This is a genomic window from Palleronia rufa (assembly GCF_000743715.1).
GTDB classification, from domain to species: Bacteria; Pseudomonadota; Alphaproteobacteria; order Rhodobacterales; family Rhodobacteraceae; genus Palleronia; species Palleronia rufa.
Genome location: NZ_JQEY01000028.1, coordinates 1 through 20,420, shown reverse-complemented (window position 1 = coordinate 20,420; position 20,420 = coordinate 1). Strand labels below are relative to the sequence as shown.

Genomic DNA, 20,420 nt, shown 5'->3' with positions numbered 1-20,420 from the left:
GGGGATCGGCGACGTGAACGACAGGTTGGCCGGAAGCATGAGCCGGGAAAGGCGCGGGGCCGGCGGCGCAATCCGCGGCGCCGACGACTTGCGGCGCGGTGCGACGGCGGGCGCGCGTGGCCTCGGCGTGTCCGATCGCTCGTCGAGCGCCGCGCGGATCGGCAACTACACCGGCACCGGCATCGTAAGCGGAGCCGCCCGCGCCCGTCAGCTTGCCGGCAAGATGAAGGGTGGTAAGCCGCAATGAGCGATTTCGACATTGATCTCGTGACCGGTCCCCGGCGATCCGCTCGGATCGCGTGGCTCGTGGCGGGCTGCTCCGTGATCGTGTCGGTGCTTCTTGCGATCGTCCTGGTCGTTCTTCTGCCGCTTCGCAGCACCGAGGTCTTCACTGTCCTGGTGGACAGTACGACCGGCGCCGCAGAGCGCATCTATCAAGTGCAGCCGACCGGCATCGAGGATGCCGAGGCAATGAAGCAGGCGTTGCTTGTGGCTTACGTCAACGACCGCGAGAGCTACTTCCGGGCTGGCATTCAGGAACGGCTCGAGAGCGTACGGCGCCGATCCGCGGGTCAGGCGCGCCGCACGCTCGTCGAGCTTTGGTCGGAGGACAGCGAGAGCTACCCGCCGCGCGTCTACGGACCCGGCGCCCAAGTCGATGTCGAAGTCCGCAGCATCACCTTCTTCGAGCCCGAAGTGGCGCGCGTGAGATTCACGAAGATCCTCCAGCGCCCCAACCGAGACACGGTGCGCCAGTCCTTCGTGGCGACCGTCGAGTTCGAGTTCAGGCCTCGGCAGGAACGCTCGCTCGAGCGGGTCTGGGAGAACCCGCTCGGCTTCGAGGTCACGTCCTACAGGGTCGATGCGGAAACGCTGAACGGAGGGAGCAACGGATGAGACTCAACATAAGCTTCATTCTAGGTCTGGGTCTCATCCTCGCCGTCCCGATGGTTTCGCATGCCGAGCGCGCCCCGACGACGATGGGCCAAGATGCACGGGTGCGGAATGTCCTCTACGCGCCGAGCGACGTGATCCGCATCGACACCAACCTCCTCGTCAACACGGCCGTCGAGCTCGGGCCCGGCGAGCGGATCAATCAGGTCCTGCTCGGCGATAGCGACAGCTTCGAGGTGCAAGTTCTATCGAACCGCAACGTCGTCTCGATCAAGCCGGTAACGGCCCGGGCTTCCACCAACATGACGATCTACACGGCGCGCCGGGCCATCGCCTTTCAGCTTACCGAGGGGCGCAGCGGCACGCCGACCTATCGCGTGGCGATCAATTTCCCCGATGATCGGCCGCGTTCGGGTCTGAAAACCGTGAGCGCACAGACGCTCGGGCCGCGTGACACCGCCTACCAGTATACCGGCGACACGCGTAGCGAGATCACGCCGGTTCGGGTCTGGAATGACGGGCAATCGACGTTCTTCGAGTTCCAAGGGAACGTGCGACCCTCTGTCTTCGGGCTGAACGCGCAGGGCTACGAGATCACGCAGAACAGCGCGACGCGCGGCAGCATCGTGCGAGTGAACGGCGTCAGGAGCGCCTACACGGTCCGGCTTGGCGAGGAATACGTCTGCGTCCGGCGGGTGCGCGGCACCTATGAGACCAACCCGACGACGGTCGCTTACCTCCGATCGAAGGAGTTCTGACCATGGCCGGCCCCAACGACGATCAGACGCAGCAATCAGAGAACCCGTCGCGCCCGGAATACCGGATCGACCCGCCGCGCCGGCGCATGTCCGGCGGGTCGGCGTTCGTCGTCTCGGCCATGGTGATCGGTGGGCTCGCGCTCGTGGCCTGGCCATATCTCACCGGCGAGGAAACCATCTCGATCGAGACATCCGAGACCGAAGAGTTTCAGGAAGCCGACGACGATCGCGGCTTCGGCGACATGGACCTGAGCGAGACAAATCCGCAGCAGGACGACGAGCCGGAAATCGTCGTCACGGAACCAGAGCCGTTCGACGGCGGCGCGCTTCAGGCCCAGCTCGACGCGCAGCGCCGGGCGATCGAGGCGCAGAATGAGGATCTGGCTTCCGAAGTGACGCGACTCCGCGAGCAGCTCTCCGATTTGGCCGGTCGCGAGCCGGACGACAATTCGGCCGAGCTGGCGCGGGCTCTCCAGGACATCCAGCGGCAGAATGCTGACCTGATCGAGTCGCTGCGGAGCGATTTCGAGAACAGGATCGAGCAGGCCGAGCTTCAGGACCGCCAGCGGGAGGCCGACGCCGCATCGGCTCGTCAAACGGCCGAACAGCAGGCGGCCACGTTGCGTCAGCAGCTCAACTCGGTGTCGCAATCGATCGAGAGCCTGCGCCGCGAGAACCAAGCGCTCGAAGAGCAGTTTCAGAGCGGACTCGACTCCGCTTTGACCGAACAGCAGGAGCGCGATCGCCAAGCCGAACTGGAGGCGCAGCGGCGGGCCGAGTTGGAAGCGCGCCGCGCTGAGGCCGAGGAGGCGCGGCAGGCACGGATCGAATCCGAAGGCCTCATCTTCGATGCTGGCGGGCGAACCAGTGGTGCGCCGTCAGATGGGAATGAGGCTGTTCCGGCAGGCAGCGCCGGCGGGACCCCGCGAGCCCCGTCGCGTGACGATCTCGAACGCGACTTTGTGACGGCTGCCCCGGAGCCGGTGCGAACGGCCGCCGCGGAAGTTATTGCCAACCCAGGTAGCACGGTGCTTCAGGGCACGATCATCCCCGCGACAGTGGAGACGGCCATTTCGTCCGACATCCCGGGACCGGTCTCGGCTATCGTGAACTATCCGGTCTGGAGCTTCGACCAGTCGCAGGTGGTGATCCCGCAGGGCTCGCGTCTCTTTGGCTCTTACAGCTCCGATCTCGCACTCGGGCAGAGCCGCATCCTCATCCGCTGGTCGCGGATCGTGACGCCTGACGGCCAGTCCGTGCAGATGGCGTCCTTCGGCGCCGACGACCAAGGGCGGTCCGGCGTGACGGGCGACGTGAACCGGCGCTTCGGCCTACGCTTCGGGTCAGCCGCACTGCTCTCGATCGTGGGCGCGGGACCGACGCTGGCGGCGGCGCAATCGGACACCGAAGTGGGAGCGGAGGTTGCAGAGGACATCGCCGACGACTTTTCGCGAACGACACAATCCGTCGCGAGCGAATACGCGCGTATCCCGCAGGAAATCTCGATCCAGCCCGGGGCTTCAATTACCGTAATCGTCGATCGCGACCTGGAGTTCTTCTGAATGAATACTTCGCCTGCCGATCACCAGACGTTTCTGGCCGCGTATCTTCGACCGCTGTCGGCCACGCTGACGGACCCGAAGCTGGTCGAGATCGCGATCAACCCCGATGGCGCGGTATGGGTCGAATGGCAGGGCTGCGCCCATATGGTCCGGCTCGACGGTGTGACGTTTTCCCCGGCCCAGGCGAAGGACCTGGCGGGCGCGATCGCGGGCGGAACACACGGTCAGATCAGTGAGAAGAAGCCGCTGATCTCGGGCAAGATCATTCACAGCGGGATGCCGATACGGGCGCAGGTCATCTACACACCCGTGGTGGAAGGTGCCGCTTCGATCACTTTGCGACGGTATCAGACGAAGCGACTTGGCCTCGACGGATTCGAGCTCCTGCATGGTGGCCTCGTCGATCTCGATGAGCAACGTCGCGAGAAGGCCCGCGCCGTCGTCCGGGCTGTTGCACAAGGCGCCATTCGGGACGCCATGAAGATGTGCGTCGCGGACCGCCTGAACGTGATGGTAAGTGGTGGGACATCGACGGGGAAAACGACGTTCGCCGGCGGGCTGCTCGAACTGGTCGATCCTTCGGAGCGGATCATCACCATCGAGGATGCGTACGAACTCTTCCCGCCGCAGGAGAACAGCGTGATGCTGAAAGCGGATCGTGCGGAAGGGAGCGAGAAATCTCCGGCCCGCCTCCTGGAAGCCGCGCTGCGGATGCGGCCCGATCGGATCATTCTGGGCGAGCTGCGCGGCGGTGAGTGCAAGACGTTCCTCGACGCGATCAACACCGGCCATAGCGGCTCATTCACGACGATCCATGCGAACACGGCCCGGAAGGCGATCGACCGGCTTACGCTCATGGTCATGTCGGTCGGCATCAACATGAATTTCGAGGAGGTTCGGCGCTACTGCGAGGGCTCGATCGACATGATCGTGCAACTTGGGCGCGCCGACGGCGCGCGAGGGATCGCGGAGGTCTATCTGCCGGACGTTGATCGAGAAGCCGAGTGAAGCGCCGTTCACTGCGGTTGGCCGGGATGACCGCAGTGCGGACGTTCCAGACCTTCTCTGCGTCACGAACGAGGGTCCGTTCCAGTTGGCTATGGTCCCGCGACAGCGGGGATCCGTTCCGAGAGGTGAACCGCCCCGAGTTTGCCGGAGGCCCCCAGATTTGGAAGGAAGGGGCCCATGGGAAACGAGAGAAGACGAGCGCCGTATCCGGCTGAGCTACGCGAGCGCGCGGTTCGGATGGTAAGAGAACACGAGGGCAATCACGCCTCGAGGGCGGCGGCGGTGCGGTCGGTGGCCGAGAAGGTCGGCTGCCACCGCGAGACGCTGCGGCTCTGGCTGCGGCAGGCCGAGCGCGATGACGGCGCGCGGCCTGGCCCGACGAGCGGCGAGCGGCGAGCGGGATCGGATCCAGCAGCTCGAGCGGGAGAACCGCGAGCTGCGGCAGGCCAACGAGATCCTGCGTAAGGCCAGCGCGTATTTTGCCCAGGCGGAGCTCGACCGCCCGTCGAAGCGATGATCGCGTTCGTCGACAATCACCGGGCGTCCTACGGGGTCGAGCCGATCTGCCGTCAGCTGCCGATCGCCCCGTCGACCTATCACGCGCACCGGGCGAAGCGGGACGATTCTTCTCGACTGTCCGGTCGCGCCAAGCGGGACGCCGAGCTGCGGGTCGAGATCGCGCGCGTCCATGCTGAGAACTTCGGCGTCTACGGCGCCCGGAAAGTCTGGCGCCAACTGCTGCGGGAAGGCTTCGAGGTCGCGCGTTGCACGGTGGAGAGGCTTATGCGGATCATAGGCTTGCGGGGCGCCGTGCGCGGGAAGCGGATCAGGACGACCACGCCCAATCCGACGCAGCCATGTCCGCGCGACAAGGTGAACCGGCAGTTCCAGGCCCCGGTGCCGAACCGGCTCTGGGTGAGCGATTTTACCTACGTCGCGACCTGGCGAGGGTTCGTCTACGTCGCCTTCGTGATCGATACCTATGCCAGGAGGATCGTCGGCTGGCGCGTCAGTGGCAGCGCGACCGCGGGCTTCGTGCTCGACGCGCTCGAGCAGGCGATCCACGATCGTCAACCGGCCAGGGGCGCAGGGCTCGTCGCGCATTCGAACCGGGGCTCCCAATACCTCGCCATTCGCTACACCGAGCGCCTGGTCGAAGAAGGGATCGAGCCCTCCGTCGGGTCGGTCGGAGATTCGTATGACAACGCCTTGGCCGAGACAGTGATCGGCTTGTTCAAGACCGAGGTGATCCGCACGCGCGGGCCATGGCGCTCGCTCGAAGCCGTCGAGTTCGCCACGCTTGAATGGGTCGACTGATTCAACCACCGCCGCCTGCTCGAGCCGATCGGAAACGTCCCGCCGGCAGAAGCCGAAGCAGCCTACTACGACGAGCTGGAGACCGCAGACATGGCGGCGTAGAAACCAAACGAAATCGCCTCCGGCAAACTCGGGGCGGTTCACTCCTCAGGTGGTGGCGAACTACCACCACACCACGGGACTGATCAGCTAAAGCGTTCTCGCGGGCTGCAAATCGGTTCCACGGTCGGAGATCTTGGAGGGGCGAGGCTGCGGTGTTGGCGATGCGGGCGAGGACGCCGGCTAGACGAACCTGAGGATCGACGTCGTCTCCGGTTTGCTGGGTAATGAGTGTGTACATCATGGCGGCGCGCTGGCCGCCACGTTCGGATACCATGAAGAGCCATACCTTCCGTCCGGGGGTCACGCCGCGTAGGGCGCGCTCGACGGCGTTCGCGGTGAGGCAGGCTTGAGCGTCGTGCGGGATCACGGTGAGGTCGTTTCACCGGGTGAGCATGTAGCCAATGGCCTTCCCAACGGGGGGCTTGGCGGGACAGGTCTTTGCGGACCCTCGGATCGATCCATAACTCTGAGACGTTGATCTGAGCGTATGCAGCGTGTTGGCGATCGCGGCTCTTTTTTTGCCGCCACTGCAAAACTGCCTCGGCGCTAGAATGCGCCCTTCAGGATGGACAGGACTACGCGGCGGGTTTAGCAGCTTCGTGTCCGGGACGGGGGATAGATCGGCCGGTTATGGGACGTCGAAGCGCGCTTTCTCGCTATCCTCCAGATCCCGCCCCGCGAGCATCGACAGCCGTCCGGCGAGCAGGTCCGGGTGAAGGTCAAGCACCCAGACGCCACCGTTCCCTGACAAGGCAAGGACGTCCCGGTCCGGGGCCGCGCGGAGGTGGTAGACGTGATCGCCCGTCGGCGCCTGGAGCCGCGCCTGCACCGACCGGAAGCTCCGGTCGACGAAGGTCAGGCGGCCGCCGAGATCCTCCATCAGGACGAGGAAGCCCGCGTTCTGCCCCCCGTTTGGCAGGCAGGTAGCCATCATCGGGGTGCCCACGAAGGTCCCGGTGCCGTAGTCGAAGAGCACCGCCTCGCCGTCCGCGCCGAACACCTTCGTCCGCTCGCCTCCGCAGATGGCGATCTCCTGCCCGCCCGTCAGGAAGGCGAAGGACTCGATCCCGAAGCCCCGCGCCATCTCCATCTCGGTCGCTTCACCCCCGTCGAACGGCTGTATGACGAGGCGGTCGCGCGCAGCGGCATGGGCGAAGCGGCGGCTCTGGCGGTCGATCTCGATCCCCCGGGGGATGTGCTTGCCCTCCGGCAGGGGACCGAGATCCCGCGCCACCCCTCTGGCGAGGTCGACATGCAGGAGGGTGCCGTCCTTCGTCGCGATCACGGCATCGACGCCCTCCGCACGGCCATGGGCGACGGGCGACACCCGCCCGGTTTCGGCGCCGCCCCGCAGGTCGAGGATCGCGCCGTCCTCGCGAAGCCCGACCGGCGCGCCGCCCACGTCCCCGAACGCAGCGAGGCGCTCGGGCCCGAGCGCAATGCGCGTCCAGTCCCGCGCTGACCAAAGCGACCATCCGGCCCCACCGTAGACGCAGAGGAGCGCGCCGTCCGAGGAGAAGCCGAGATCCCCCCCGACCCGCACCTCGGGGTCGATCAGCTTCCGCAGCAGCACCGAACCGGGCCCCTGCGCCCAGAGGCAGACCGAGCCTTCCTTGCCCGCGCTGACGAAGCTCGCCCCGAATCCGTCCGGCAGGGCCGAGACGACCTGCGTCGCACCGTTATGGCAGGGATCGGGAGGTGCCGCGTTGTGGAAGCGGGCCGCTCCGAACCCTCCCTTTGTGAGCCGGCTCGCGAAGTCCACCGTGTTTCGGGTGGCCTGGGCAAGCCGGGTCCCGCGGGCGGCGATCGCCCAGGATATGGTCCTGACCTTCGGCGCAGGCAGCGGCGCGGGCGCCGCATCGCCTACCAGATCGATGAAGCTGAAGGCGCCCTCGGCATCCTTCGCGAGGAGGCCCGCGCCGCGGTTCACGCTCATCGCGTCTGCCGAGACGGTGCGCGTCTCGCGCATGTCTCGCAGGTCGATCAGGGCGCTATGGGTCACGCTGACCCCTCGGGTGCGCGCCTTCGGGAAGCCGCAGGCGAGAAGGCCCCCCGCGCCGTGGTGTTGAAGCCGCAGGATGGACCGCAGACTCGGCACGGCGACGACGGGGCCCGCCGCGCCCGAGATGTAGTCGAACCTGCCGATATCGGGCCCGCCCGCGATGGCGACGGCGTCCGGGCCGATCCGGACCATCGCCGCCGGCTCACCCGGCCATGCGCGCAGGACCCGGGGCGGTCGATCGTCCCCCTCGCGCAGCGGCAGGATCGTGAGCGTGCCGCTCCGGGCGAGAAGGAGCATCAGCCCGCGTGCCTCGTCGATCGCCGTCGCCGCGATCTCCTCCGGTGTCTCGATCGTGCGCTCGACCTTCGGGGGCCGCCCCGCGCGCAGCAGCCGCACGGTCCGGCATCCGGGGCCCCCGACGACGAGGGCGCGCTCGCCGCCGGGCGTGGTGGAGAAGCGGTTGAAGTCTCCATGCGAGGCGCCGGTCGGCGGGGCTTCCGAGGTGCCGATGACGAATTGCTGCACCTGCGGCCACCGGAAGGCCATCTCCATCAGCGCGGCGCGCGTGGTCTCGTTCTCGTCCATCCGCCACGCCTCCAGCGCGAGGAGCGAGGCGAGGTCCGCCCGGGCGCCCGCGACGAGGCGCGCCTCGGTGGCGAGGCGGCGCGCGTCCGCGGCCCGGCGCAGCCCGCGCTCGGTGCGCGTGCGCTCCTCCGCGCGCTCCAGCGCCTCCTCGCGGCGGCGCGTCTCGGCCCGCATGCTGGTGCGGACGAACTCCCCGAGCAGGTCCGGCGGGCGCGGGGCGTCCACGGGCAGGTCGAGCACGTGGCCCTGCGCCTCCTCCAGGGGTGCGCCGACGAGGAGCTCGTCCTCGCGCCGTCCCCGCTCGGCCCAGTCCATCGCCCGCTCGAAGAGCGAGGTCTGGTAGCGGATCCAGCGGTGGTTGAGGAGCAGGCTCTCGGTCAGGCGGCGCAGGTTTTCCCGCCGCTCCATCTCCGAGCGCATGAAGAGGTAGTTGAGCTCCTGCAGCCGCTGCGGCACGCGCGCTCCGATCGAATCCTCGATGACGACGGGCAGGATGCGCTTGCCGTACTCGGCCGAGACTCGCACTTCCCAGTCGCAGATCTCCGAGCCGAGGCTGGCGTCGGACATGACGAACACGACCGCGTCCGCGGCGCGGATCATGCGGCCGATTCGCGCCTTCCAGTTCTCCCCCGGCAGGATGTCCTTGGTGTCGGTCAGAACGTCGAACCCCTCCGCCACGAGGGTGTCGCGCAGCGTCTCCATGACGGCGGCGTCCTTGCGGGCGTAGGAGAGGAAGACCGTGATTGGCATGACCTGGGTTCCGTTCATGATCCTTGGCGTCGCCTTGATGGCACGGCGGATCTGCCTGCCGAAGCCCCGTCCCGCGCGCCACACCCGCAATTAGGGTATTGAAGAGACGTTCCACGACCACCCCGCTCAAGGTACTCCCCCCGATTGGGCTCCATACATTAGGGAACGTTCTGGCCCACATGGAGTGAACTCCAACATCGAGCGGGACTTATTGAAATCTGCAGGAGGAGACGGCGCTCAGGTCATGGTTCGAAAGCTAGGCCGTGTGAACAAACCCTTCCCCTGACGGTCGGGCGGTGATTCACGCTGCCTGACTGTGGTCTTGCGGGGTGATGCAGATGGCGCGGGATCTGATGTCAGATGCGGAGTGGGCGTTCTTCGAACCGTTCATCCGGGTCGTGCGGGCGCGCAACGGGCGGCAGGGGGCCGATCACCGGCGGGTGCTCGACGGGATGTTCTGGATCGCGCGGACAGGCTCGCCCTGGCGGGACCTGCTCGAGGAGTTCGGCAAATGGTCGTGTGTCTACAGGCAGTTCCGCCGCTGGACGCTGGCAGGGCTGTGGGAGACGATCCTCGAGGCGCTGAACGACAGCGCGGTCGAGCTCGATCCCTCGCACGACCGCTTGCTGATGATCGACAGCACCGTCGTCCGAGCGCCAGCACGCGGCCGGCGCAAGGGGGGACTCCGCGGCAGGGTATCGGGCGCTCAAGAGGTGGCCAGACGACCAAGATCCACCTCCGCACGAACGGGTGGGGCCTGCCCCTGCGCACCGATGTGATGCCGGGCCAGACCTCGGACCACAAGGGCTTCGGCCTCGTCATGGGTGACGACCTGCCCGGGCCGGGCACGCGCTTGGCCGACAAGGGCTACGACCCGGGCCGCATCCACGACTGGGCCGAGGCGCGCGACGCCGTCCCCATCATCCCGGTGCGCCGCAACCGCAAGGCCCGCGCGGGCGTGGACCGGACGCTCTACACCCTACGCAACCTGGTCGAGCGATGCTCCGGGAAGCTCAAGAACAGCCGCCGCGTCGCCACACGCTACGACAAGACCGCCGCAAGCTTCCTAGGCTTCGTCGACGTCGCCTGCATCCGCCTCTGGACCCGACGTTTTCTCAGCAGGGCCTAGAGAACCTCGCGAGGTCCCTTCAGGATGAGGCCGATTGGGATCTTGTCAATATATTGGGGCTGCAAGAGGCAATCACATTCCTTACAGGTGAAACTGACCAGCAAGCGGATGGATCGGGCTAGAAAGAACACAGAAGTGAAGACGGTCGAACGACAAGTCCGCATCTTCCTCTCCTCTCCGGGCGACGTCGCCGAGGAGCGCGCGCGTGCGCAGCGCGTCGCCGAACGGCTGGGCGGGCTCATCGACGGGGTCGAGATCGAGATCTTCCGCTGGGAGGTCGGCCGCTACTACTCGGCCCACACCGATTTCCAGTCGCAGATCGCGCCGCCCGATTCCTTCGATCTCGTGGTGGGCATCTTCTGGAGCCGCGTCGGCTCGCCCCTACCGGAGGGCTTTCCGACCATGGAGGGCGGCCGCCCCTACCCTTCTGGCACGGCCTTCGAGGTGCTCAGGGCGATGGAGCATCGGCGCGGCGAGGGCGCGGGGCGGCCGGACGTGCTGGTCTACCGCAAGACCGCGCCCGTGCCGCTGCCGGTGGGCGACGCCGGCGCGCGCGAGGCCTGCGCGGCCGCGCTCGGCGCGCTCGACGACTTCATGGCCGAATGGTTCGCCGATCCCGTCGCGGGCTTTCGGGCCGCGTTCCTGCCCTTCGAGGACCCGGCCGGCTTCGAGGCGCTCTTCGAGGAGAACCTGCGCGCCTGGCTCGTCCAGAACCGCCGGGTCGGCCCCGAGCGGGCCTGGCGGATCGAGGAGCGCGGCTCGCCGTTCCGGGGCCTCCTGCCCTTCGAGGCCGAGCATCGCGACGCCTTCTTCGGCCGCCGCGCCGACATCGAGCGGGCGCGCGAGCGGCTGAAGGACGCGGCGGCCGAGGGCTGCGGCTTTCTCCTGATCGAAGGGGCGTCGGGCTCGGGCAAATCCTCGCTCGCGCGCGCTGGCCTGCTGCCGCGTCTCTCGGACATTACCCAGGGGCTGCGCCGCGCGATCTGCGCGCCTGGCACGACGCCGCTCGATGCGCTGGCGGCCGCGCTCTTCGATGCGCTGCCCGAGCTGTCGGAGGGTGACTTTCCCGGGTCGTTTGCAGGAGAGCGCGAAATCCTACGCTAAGGCCGAGGCGGCTCGCCTTGAGTTCGCTCACGCCTCCGGTTCGGCCCCCTTGCCGAACAACTGCTGCAGGAGGCGCTCGGATCGCTCCAAGCCTTCGTCGGTGAAGGCGACCGATTTCGCCTTTCCCACCGGATCGGTGATCCAGCCCTTCCGGTGCAACCGGTCCATGCTGTCCCAGTCGAACCCCTTCCAGGTGCGCCGGCCGTCGTGGAGGGTCAGGCGCAGGAGGGCCAGCACGGCCGCGTCGATCTTGTCGTCGTCGAGATCCATGGCGGTCGGTCCTCCCTGAAGTCCTTCAGACGTCATACCCCCAGAAGCCGCTTTCCGTTCTCGCGCAGGTTTCCCTCTGGATCCACATATCGGTAGAGCGTCACCGGCCTGATCTTCAGCTCCCTGCAGAGTTCGGACACGGAGGTATCGCGGTTGGCCATCGCCGCCTGCGCCATGCGTAGCTGGGCCTTGGTCAGCGCGAACTTGCGACCTCCCTTCCGCCCTCGGGCCCGTGCGGCGGCAAGCCCGGCCATGGTCCGTTCCCGGATCAGCTCGCTTTCGAACTCGGCGAGGGAGGCGAAGATGCCGAAGGAAAGCCGCCCGTGCGCCGTGGTCGTGTCGATCTGCGCGCCCTGGCCGGTCAGTACCTTCAGTCCGACACCGCGCTCGGAGAGACCGGCGACCGTCTTCACCAGGTGATGCAGGCTGCGCCCCATCCGGTCGAGCTTCCAGATCACCAGCACGTCGCCGTCTCGGAGAGCCTTCAGACACGCCTCGAGGCCAGGCCGCTCGTCTGTCTTGCCGGAAGCCCTGTCCGCGTAGATCTGGTCCTCGCCGACGCCCGCGGCGATCAGGGCGTCCCGCTGCAGGTCGAGGGACTGGCTTCCGTCGGCCTTCGAGACCCGCGCGTAGCCGATCAGCATGCGTCGCAAACGATCGTTTGAGACAGTCGGCGAAGATCGACGCTCCTGGCCATTGATGCTTTTCCTTAACCCATATCGAAATCAAAGATACGCAATGGAGTAATCGAAGGCAAAAGAAACATGGCCCACCGGACCATCCTGACGCCGAAGCAACGGGAGGTCCTGTTCGGCCTTCCCGCGGACGAACCGCGGCTGCTCAAGCACTATACGCTCTCGGATGAAGACCTCGATCATATCGGCCAGCGCAGGCGTCCGAGAAACCGGCTCGGCTTCGCCTTACAGCTTTGCGCGCTGCGCTATCCCGGACGCGCTCTGCTGCCGGGTGAGGTCATCCCAGTCGAGATCACCGACTTTCTTGCCGCGCAACTTGGCCTCAAGGACGCCGACCTCGACACCTATGCCGCCCGCGAAGAAACGCGGCACGAGCACATGGCCAGCCTGCGTCAGCTCTACGGCTACAGGACCTTCTCCGGCCGCGGTGCCCGCGACCTGAAGCTCTGGCTCGACGGTCAGGCCGAGCACGCCGTTTCCAACGAGGACATCGCCCGCCGCCTCGTCGAGGAATGCCGGAGAACCCTGACCATCCTTCCCGCCATATCCACCATCGAGCGCCTCAGCGCCGACGCGCTCGTCGCCGCTGAGAAACGGATCGAGACGAGGATTGCGGATCGCTTGAGCGATGACGAATGCGCGATCCTCGATGATCTTCTGTCCGAGATGGTCGAGGATCGGCTGACCCGGTTCGTCTGGCTGCGCAAGTTCGAGGTCGGGAACAATTCGGCCGCTGCACGCCGGCTGCTCGATCGGCTCGATTACCTTCGCAAAATCGACGTTTCGCCGGATGTGTTCCACGGCGTTCCGGATCATCGCATCACGCGTCTGCGCCGACAGGGCGAACGTTACTTCGCGGATGGAATGCGCGATCTGCCAAACGACCGCCGCAACGCCATCCTTGCCGTCTGCGTGTCGGAATGGCGACGCGCGATCGCCGATGCCGTGGTCGAGACACATGACCGGATCGTCGGCAGGACCTGGCGAGAGGCCGCCCGGCTGTGCGATGACCGCATGGACGGAGCGCAACCGGCGGTCCAGAAGACCTTGCGCTCGTTCCGCGACATGGGAACGGCCCTTCTCGAAGCGAAGAACGACGACGCGTCTCTTGAGGACGCCATCTCGTCAAGTCCGGGATGGACGGATTTGCAGGCTCTCGTCGCCGTCGCGGCCCGATTGACGGATACGCTGTCGTCGGACCCGATTGCCCATGTCGTGCAGGGGCATAAGCGGTTTCGTCGATACGCCCCCCGGATGCTGCGGCTTCTTGAAATCGACGGGGCGGACGTGGCCAAACCCCTTCTGGACGCGGCCGAGCTGATCCGGTTCGATCGGGCTCACAACCCGCCGACGGATTTTCTGCGGCGCACATCGAAGTGGCACCGGCACCTGAAAACCCAATCCGCCGTGGACGGCCGTCTCTGGGAAGTCGCAGTCATGTTCCATTTGCGCGACGCCTTCCGCTCGGGCGATATCTGGCTGGAACGCTCCCGGCGCTACGGCGACCTGAAACAGGTGTTGGTGCCTGCGCAGGCCGCAGAGGCGAACGCGCGGCTCGCCGTCCCCTTCGATCCCGAGGACTGGCTGGCCGATCGCCATGCGCGAATGGAGCTCGGTCTCGAAAAGCTGTCCAAGGCCGCGAAAGCGGGCGCGATCCCCGGTGGTTCGATCGAGAACGGCGTGCTTCATCTGAGCCGGCTGCCGACAGCACCGCCGCAGGGGGCCGATGACCTGCTGTCCGATCTCTACCGCCGCATACCGGAGACGAGGATCACCGACATCATGCTGGAGGTGGACCGCGCGACCGGGTTCACCGAGGCGTTCACGCATCTCAGGACTGGCGCTCCGCCGAAGGACCGGATCGGCCTGATGAACGTGCTCCTGGCCGAAGGGCTCAACCTCGGTCTGAGCAAGATGGCCGAGGCCAGCAATTCCCACGGATTCTGGGAACTGATGAGAATTTCGCGCTGGCACGTGGAAAGCGATGCCTATGCCCGCGCGTTGGCGAGCGTCGTCGAAGCGCAGGCCGCTCTCCCGATGGCCCGCTTCTGGGGCATGGGCACGACAGCCTCCAGCGACGGACAGTTCTACCCCACCACCCGGCAGGGCGAGGCGATGAACCTGATCAACGCGAAATACGGGCGCGAGCCGGGTCTGAAATCCTACACGCACGTTTCCGACCAGTTCGCGCCCTTCGCGTCGCAGACCATCCCGGCCACGGTCAGCGAAGCACCCTATATCCTCGACGGGCTGCTGAACAACGAGATCGGCAAGCGGATCAGGGAGCAATACGCCGATACCGGTGGCTTCACCGATCACGTCTTCGCCGTCACCTCGATCCTCGGCCACCACTTCATCCCGCGCATCCGCGATCTGCCCTCCAAGCGCCTCTACGTCTTCGAGCCGAAGGCCGTGCCGCTGAACTTGCGCGGTCTGGCAGGCGGCACGATCCGGGAGAACCTGATCGCATCCAACTGGCCCGACATTCTGCGGATCGCGGCGACCATGACGGCCGGGACCGTCGCGCCCAGCCAGATCCTGCGCAAGCTGGCGTCCTATCCCCGCCAGAACGACCTTGCCGTCGCCCTGCGCGAGGTCGGCCGCGTCGAGCGGACGCTGTTCATGATCGAATGGGTCCTGAACACCGACATGCAGCGCCGTGTCCAGATCGGCCTCAACAAGGGCGAGGCGCACCACGCGTTGAAGAACGCGTTGCGGATCGGCCGACAGGGCGAAATCCGCGACAGGACGACCGAGGGCCAACATTTTCGGATGGCCGCGCTCAACCTCCTCGCCGCGATCGTCATCCACTGGAACACGGCTCGCCTGGGCGAGGCCGTTGCGCAGCGCCAGTGTGCGAAGCTCCCGGTCCCGCCCGATCTTCTGGCGCACACCTCGCCCCTCGGCTGGGCACACATCCTTCTCACCGGCGAATACAAATGGCCGAAGAGGTAGAAGCCACAGTAGACATTCACTGCGCCGCGCTCGAACTCACACTATGCGGACAAAGCGGTCGTTAGCTCACACCAATCGAAGGTCAGCTTTCGCCCCGCGTTCCAAAGAGGCATACTTGGAGGACATGGTTTAACGCGCTTGGTCATACTCGTTACCGATGTCGCTTTTTCTGCGAGCGGTCGGCAGACTTAACGCTGCCCCGAGACATTAACGGAACCAGGATGGGATTGGCCGGTTTTTGGTGCATCCTGCAAACCGTGATACCGTCCGGGTCGGCTGGCCAGAGACCCGGGCGGCCCGGCGGCCGCAAGTGGAACCGCGGCTGCCGTCAAAAATTCGGCGTTTTGTGAAGGTGATGCGGGCTCGACAGCCAACCTTCCAAAACGTTTCCGCGTGCGAGTTCCATCTGCGTACGCACGCACAAAGCTCCTCGCAGGCTAGGCGGCGGCCACGGCGCGAAGCAATTCCGGTCCGTCGTAGGGTTTCGACAGCATCGCGACGGGGTCGAGGGGATCGAGCTCACGCTTCTTAGCTGGATCGAGGTTTCCCGAGGCGAACACGATCGCGACCTTGATCTCGGTGCGGACCCGCTCGGCGACCCGGCGGCCGCAGCCGCCATCGGCAAGGCGCAGGTCGAGCACCATGAGATCGGGTCGTGCTTCAAGCGCCATGGTCACCGCATCGTCCTCGGTCGCAGCGGTGCCGACGACCTCGAACCCGGCATCTTGAAGGGTCATCTCCGCATCCAGGGCTATGAGCAGCTCGTCTTCCACGATCAGGATCGTGCTCACCCTTCTAACAGGAGCACTCATGCAGGTATCGTCACGGCTCGAATACGATGCGTGTCATCCATCCGTCGTTCGTCTCCTGCGTCACGGTCGCGCCCAACTGCCGGGTCAGAGTGGAGATCAGCGTCGTGCCGAGCCCGTTCTTGACCGGCTGAGGGGATTGCGATTCTGCTCGGCCCATCTTCGTAGGCTGGCGATCAAACGACGCCTCCTCGAAATTGGTTCCCGAGCCCGTTCCATTGTCCGAGACCTCCACCGCGACCTGGCCGCCATCGGTGCGAGAAAGCGACACTTGGACATGGCGCGTGTTCTCGTCGAGATCCTGTGATCCCGCAATGTCGGGAGGGAAGGCGTACTTGAAGGCATTCGTCACCAGCTCGTTGACGACGAGCGCGAGTGGCACGGCTTTCTCCGCGCGCAGCGTGACCGACTCCGTATCGACCACGATGTTGATGCCGCGCTCGCGCGCTCCAAGCCCATCGGCGAGCGTCTTGCAGAAGCGACGAAGATGCTCGCCAAACTCGACGGTGCGGACATTGTCGTCATGGTAGAGTGAGGCGTGAACGGCCGCGACGGCGCGAACACGGGCGGAGGCGGCCTGAAGCACCGCAGCGCCCTCTCCTCGGGCCTCCCGCGCCTGCAGCGACAGAATGGAGCCGACGAGCTGCAGCGAGTTCTTGACCCGGTGGTTCACCTCGCCGAGCAAGACCTCCTTCTCTTGTAGTAGGCGCTTCTCCTCGTCGATGTCGACGAGCGCCACGGTGGCACCCACGCGGTTGCCATCCGCGTCGCGCACCGGCTCGCCGATCACGCGCATCCAGAACATCGTGCCGTCGCCCCGACGGTAGTGGACATCGATCTGGGAATGCTCCTCGCCGTCGCGGATCACGCGCGAGAGCGGGTACTCGTGGTTCTCGACTGGGGTGCCGTCGGCGTGGAACGCTACCCACTCGCCATAACTCTCCGTATCCGCCGAATGCAGCACCGGATGCCGAAGCATCCTTTCGACCCACCCGTTGCCATGAACGATCCGGCCCTGCCCGTCGGCCAGGACCACGCCGACCGGCGCCGTCTCCAACATCGCTTCCAATAGAGGCAGACGGACGGCTGGGTCGCCGGCCGGCACCGATCCAGCTTCAAGCGTCTCCTCGATATCCGCCTGCCATAGTCCCGGCGCCTGAAGGTTGGCGAGCTCGCGTCGGAGCCGGTCGTTTTCGGCGCGCAGCAGCGCCATTTCCTCCGATGGAGACGAGACGGGCGGCTGCGGACGATCGCTCCGCGCCTCGCCGTCCATCCCGTCTATCTGGTCATTGCTACTCATTCCTCTGCCCGCGTGATGGTCGTTCGTTCTCCCGAACGGATAGCGCAGGCGAGGCCGGGAACGCGAGAGGCGCAAATGGTGGGGAATGTCCCGGCAGGTGATCGCCGTAGTCATTCCATACCCGGCGGAACGTCCTGCGCGCTCGGCGGCCCGACGATGGTTTGCATGACGTTCCTCCGACCTCGGTTCCTTGCGTCGCGGAGGCGAAGGCGACAGGGTCGCGACCGTGTGCCGGTCCGGGGTCGCTCGGATCGACGATCGACGTTGCGAGGGATCGATGGCGACCACCTCTTCACTCGAAGCCAGCCTCTCGCGGCGCGACGCGATGACCGAGGCGGAGCGCGGGGCCCTGCGCGCCCTCCCGGTCGAACGGCGCGACCATGCCCCTGGCGACCAGATCGCCACCGAGGGACCCGCGGCGCGCGGCAGCTGCCTTCTGGTGAGTGGCATGGCGATGCGGGCGCATCGCATCGGGCGCGCGGACCGGGTCGTCAGCGCATTGTACGTGCCGGGCGACTTCGTGGACCTGCATGCCTTCCTGCTGGCCCATCTCGACCACGACATCGTCGCCGTCGGTCCCGCGACCGTCGAGTTCGTCGCCGCCGAGCACCTGGAGGCGATCACGCGCGACCATCCGCACCTCGCGCGGCTCCTGTGGCTCGACACGCTGATCGACGCGAAGATCCATCGGGTCTGGGTCGCCGCTCGCGCCGCCTTGCGCGGTACCGAGCGGGTCGGGCACCTCCTTTGCGAGCTGCATGCCCGGCTCCGCGCCGCCGGGCTGACGCGGGACGGGGCCTTCGCCATGCCGCTCGACCAGAGGGGCATGGCCGAGGTGCTGGGCTACTCGGTGGTGCACGTGAACCATGCGGTCCGGGACCTGCGCGCCGAGGGGCTGCTGGCATGGGAGGTGGGGCGCGTGCATCTGCCCGACCCCGAGTCTCTCGCCCGCCGCGTGGGCTTCGACCCGGCCTATTTGGAGCTTGGCCACGCGGCGGATCGGCCCCGCTGACGCGCCGGACGATATTGTCGACCCCCGAAGGCCCTGCCGGGCTTCGCCCACTCGGGACCTTCGCGGGGCAACTTGGCTCCATGCAATCATCCGATGCATTAAATAACTTTAACGCGATCTTTCCTCACGGCTATCGCTGCTAGCTCGTCCCCCGATGGACGGATGCGGGGCTTGGCGAATGGGACATCACGATCGAAGGGCCACGGACGAGTCTCCGGTCGATCCCGGCGCGGCGGTCGTGCCGCTCCTGCCATTGTTGCGCGTGCGGGCGGAGACGGCGGCGCGGGACCTGCCGGACCTGGGCGCGGCGCTGGACCTGCTGCGGGAGGCCGGCATCCTGCGCGCCGTTCTTCCGGCGCCGGAGGGCGCGGGCCTCGGCTGGGCGCCCGGTACGGCGCACGCCTTGTCGGACCTGCTGCGCCGGGTCGGGGCCGCGGACCTCGCGCTCGCCCGGCTGGTCGAGGGCCACGTCAACGCCGCGGTCCTCGTCGAGACCCATGCCGCGCGGCCCGCACGCGACGCCATGCGCGCCGCCGTCCGGGACGGCGCGCTGCTGGGCGTCTGGGGCGCGGACGGGGCGGCGCCCCTGGAATGGGTCGACCGTGCCGAGGGCGGCGTCCGGCTGACGGGGGGCAAGCGCTTCGCCTCGGGGCTGGGCCATGTCGGGCTGGCGCTGGTGACGGCCTGCGCCGCGCCGGGCGCGCCGCCACGGCTGTTCCTCGTGCCCGCGGATGACCCCGCGCGCCACGACCACGACGCCTGGACCGCCTCGGCCATGCGCGCGACCCGGTCGGGCGGGTTCGACGCGACCGGACTGGTGGTCGGCGACGACGGCGTCGTCGGCCCCGCCGGCGCGCTGATGGTCGAGCCGTGGTTCGAGGGGGGCGTCTGGCGCTATTGCGCCGCGCATGTGGGCGGCGCGGAAGGGCTGATCGAGCGCTGGACCGACCTCTTGCGCCGCATGGACCGCCTGGACGACCCGGTGCAGCGCGACCGGCTGGGCCGCGCCACGGCCGAGGCCGTCGCCGCGCGCGCCGCAGTGGAGGCCGCCGCTGAGGCCGTCGCCGCGGCCGCCGAGGCGCCCCCCGACGCGGTCGAGCGCGCGGTGGCGCACGGTCTGATGGTGCGCGAAGCCGTGGAGGGCGCCTGCACGCGTATCCTGACCCTTTGCGAGCGTAGCCTGGGGATGGCCGCCCATGACGGGCGCGGGCCGGTCGACGCGATGCGCCGCGACCTGTCGCTGTTCCTGCGCCAGGCGGCGCCGGACGCCAAGTTGGACCGGGCGCTTCGCTGCGCGGAGACCGTCGGGCCGGGGGGGCTCAGATGACCGGCGACCTGGCGCCCCTGATCGAGGGCCGCGCACCCGTCCTGGTGCTGGCGCCCCATGCCGACGACGAGTCGCTGGCCTGCGGGCTGATGCTGGCGGCGCGGTGGGGCAAGGGCCTGCCCGCGCATGTCGCCTGCCTGACCGACGGCGCGGCGTCGCATCCCCGCTCTCGCCGATGGCCCGCCCCCCGTCTCGCCGCGCTGCGCCGCGCCGAGCTGGAGGCGGCCGTGACCCGCCTGGGCGGCCTCCCCGCGCGCGATCTGACCTGGCTGAGCCATCCGGATGCCGGACTGCACCGCGTGCACGGGCCGGGCGCCGACCTCGGCCGCGACGTGGCGCGGCTGGTCGACCGGCTGGGCGCGCGCGTGCTGGTCGCGGCCTCGGGCGCGGACCCGCATTGCGACCACGAGGCCTGCGCCGCGGCGGCGCGCCGCGTGGCCGCCGCGCGGCCGGGCCTCGCGCTTTACGATTACCCGGTCTGGTCGCGCTGGCAGGGATGGAGCGCGGGTCGCCGCGTGCCGGGGCTGCGTTTGGACCTGCCCGAATGGCGCGCCGCCAAGACCGATGCCGTCGCCGCGCATCGCAGCCAGATGGGGCTGGTGGTCGACGACGACCCGGACGGCTTCGCCATGCCGCCGGGCTTCGCCGCGCGCTTCTGCACCGCGCCCGAGGCCTACCTGCCGGTGCCCGCATGAGGGCCGCGGACCTGGCCCACCTCGAAGGCCTCTATGCCGGAACGGACGACCCCTGGAACTTCCGCACCGCGCCCTACGAGGCGGAGCGCCTCGACGCCGTCGCCCGCGCCCTGCCGCGCCCGCGCTACGCCGCCGCGCTGGAGCTG

16 protein-coding genes, 2 pseudogenes and 1 other annotated feature are annotated in these 20,420 nt (G+C 67.6%); of the genes and pseudogenes, 12 read left to right on the top strand and 6 right to left on the bottom strand.

Annotated elements, in window-relative coordinates:
* From KW83_RS21080 to KW83_RS18655, 6 genes and pseudogenes are all read left to right on the top strand, one after another.
* The coding region (locus tag KW83_RS21080; RefSeq protein WP_036182105.1) for a hypothetical protein at positions 1-247 on the top strand (247 nt) is incomplete at its 5' end.
* Positions 244-897 carry a virB8 family protein gene (locus KW83_RS18680; protein ID WP_036182102.1) on the top strand — a complete coding sequence of 218 codons (654 nt, stop codon included), beginning with the start codon at positions 244-246 and terminating at the stop codon, positions 895-897. The genes KW83_RS21080 and KW83_RS18680, both read left to right, overlap by 4 nt.
* A complete protein-coding gene (locus KW83_RS18675; protein WP_036182100.1) occupies positions 894-1,652 on the top strand; it encodes a TrbG/VirB9 family P-type conjugative transfer protein in 759 nt (252 codons plus the stop codon). The genes KW83_RS18680 and KW83_RS18675 overlap by 4 nt, the downstream gene beginning before the upstream one ends.
* Before the next feature lie 2 nt (positions 1,653-1,654).
* Positions 1,655-3,214: a TrbI/VirB10 family protein gene (locus tag KW83_RS18670; protein WP_051928669.1), complete on the top strand. Its 1,560-nt coding sequence runs from the start codon at positions 1,655-1,657 to the stop codon at positions 3,212-3,214.
* The gene (locus KW83_RS18665; protein WP_081904716.1) at positions 3,215-4,222 is read left to right on the top strand and encodes an ATPase, T2SS/T4P/T4SS family; all 1,008 of its coding nucleotides are present in this window, start codon (positions 3,215-3,217) and stop codon (positions 4,220-4,222) included. It begins immediately after the preceding gene.
* Positions 4,223-4,399: 177 nt separating this feature from the next.
* Positions 4,400-5,641 (top strand): annotated as a pseudogene (locus KW83_RS18655) (IS3 family transposase).
* Positions 4,694-4,810, top strand: a sequence feature (AL1L pseudoknot). (Overlaps the previous pseudogene by 117 nt.)
* On the opposite strand, the gene KW83_RS22080 reads toward KW83_RS18655, so the two are convergent.
* Both KW83_RS22080 and KW83_RS18650 read right to left on the bottom strand, forming a co-directional pair.
* Complete coding sequence (locus KW83_RS22080; protein ID WP_152563663.1) at positions 5,541-6,008, bottom strand: IS66 family transposase; 468 nt, start codon at positions 6,006-6,008, stop codon at positions 5,541-5,543. The pseudogene KW83_RS18655 and the gene KW83_RS22080 overlap by 101 nt on opposite strands.
* 261 nt (positions 6,009-6,269) lie before the next feature.
* Positions 6,270-8,978, bottom strand: coding sequence for a toll/interleukin-1 receptor domain-containing protein (locus KW83_RS18650; RefSeq protein WP_161785536.1), 2,709 nt, complete (start codon positions 8,976-8,978; stop codon positions 6,270-6,272).
* A 332-nt stretch (positions 8,979-9,310) separates the two neighbouring features.
* On the opposite strand from KW83_RS18650, the pseudogene KW83_RS20290 reads away from it, so the two are divergent.
* Positions 9,311-10,107, top strand: a pseudogene (locus tag KW83_RS20290) (IS5 family transposase).
* Positions 10,108-10,242: 135 nt separating this feature from the next.
* Positions 10,243-11,211: an ATP-binding protein gene (locus tag KW83_RS18635; RefSeq protein WP_036182094.1), complete on the top strand. Its 969-nt coding sequence runs from the start codon at positions 10,243-10,245 to the stop codon at positions 11,209-11,211.
* Between the two features lie 27 nt (positions 11,212-11,238).
* Here KW83_RS18635 and KW83_RS18630 read toward each other — a convergent pair whose 3' ends face one another.
* Both KW83_RS18630 and KW83_RS18625 read right to left on the bottom strand, forming a co-directional pair.
* Positions 11,239-11,481: a DUF6429 family protein gene (locus KW83_RS18630; protein WP_036182093.1), complete on the bottom strand. Its 243-nt coding sequence runs from the start codon at positions 11,479-11,481 to the stop codon at positions 11,239-11,241.
* A 32-nt stretch (positions 11,482-11,513) separates the two neighbouring features.
* The gene (locus tag KW83_RS18625; RefSeq protein ID WP_036182091.1) at positions 11,514-12,125 is read right to left on the bottom strand and encodes a recombinase family protein; all 612 of its coding nucleotides are present in this window, start codon (positions 12,123-12,125) and stop codon (positions 11,514-11,516) included.
* A 120-nt stretch (positions 12,126-12,245) separates the two neighbouring features.
* Between KW83_RS18625 and KW83_RS18620 the strand changes: the two genes are divergently transcribed.
* Complete coding sequence (locus tag KW83_RS18620) at positions 12,246-15,131, top strand: Tn3 family transposase (protein WP_036182089.1); 2,886 nt, start codon at positions 12,246-12,248, stop codon at positions 15,129-15,131.
* A gap of 437 nt (positions 15,132-15,568) precedes the next feature.
* Here the strand turns inward: KW83_RS18620 and KW83_RS18615 are convergent, their stop codons facing one another.
* A complete protein-coding gene (locus KW83_RS18615; protein WP_051928668.1) occupies positions 15,569-15,922 on the bottom strand; it encodes a response regulator in 354 nt (117 codons plus the stop codon).
* 31 nt (positions 15,923-15,953) lie between these two features.
* The gene (locus KW83_RS20800) at positions 15,954-17,240 is read right to left on the bottom strand and encodes a sensor histidine kinase (RefSeq protein ID WP_161785535.1); all 1,287 of its coding nucleotides are present in this window, start codon (positions 17,238-17,240) and stop codon (positions 15,954-15,956) included.
* Between the two features lie 277 nt (positions 17,241-17,517).
* Here KW83_RS20800 and KW83_RS18605 point away from each other — a divergent pair, with 277 nt between their 5' ends.
* The 3 genes from KW83_RS18605 to KW83_RS18595 all read left to right on the top strand — a co-directional run bounded on the left by KW83_RS18605 (position 17,518) and on the right by KW83_RS18595 (position 20,274).
* Positions 17,518-18,252 (top strand): Crp/Fnr family transcriptional regulator, encoded by a 735-nt coding sequence (locus tag KW83_RS18605; RefSeq protein WP_036182082.1) that lies wholly within the window; start codon positions 17,518-17,520, stop codon positions 18,250-18,252.
* A gap of 178 nt (positions 18,253-18,430) precedes the next feature.
* The gene (locus tag KW83_RS18600; protein ID WP_051928666.1) at positions 18,431-19,579 is read left to right on the top strand and encodes an acyl-CoA dehydrogenase family protein; all 1,149 of its coding nucleotides are present in this window, start codon (positions 18,431-18,433) and stop codon (positions 19,577-19,579) included.
* Positions 19,576-20,274: a PIG-L deacetylase family protein gene (locus KW83_RS18595; RefSeq protein ID WP_051928595.1), complete on the top strand. Its 699-nt coding sequence runs from the start codon at positions 19,576-19,578 to the stop codon at positions 20,272-20,274. Before KW83_RS18600 ends, KW83_RS18595 begins: the two co-directional genes overlap by 4 nt.
* The last annotated feature ends 146 nt before the right edge of the window (positions 20,275-20,420 follow it).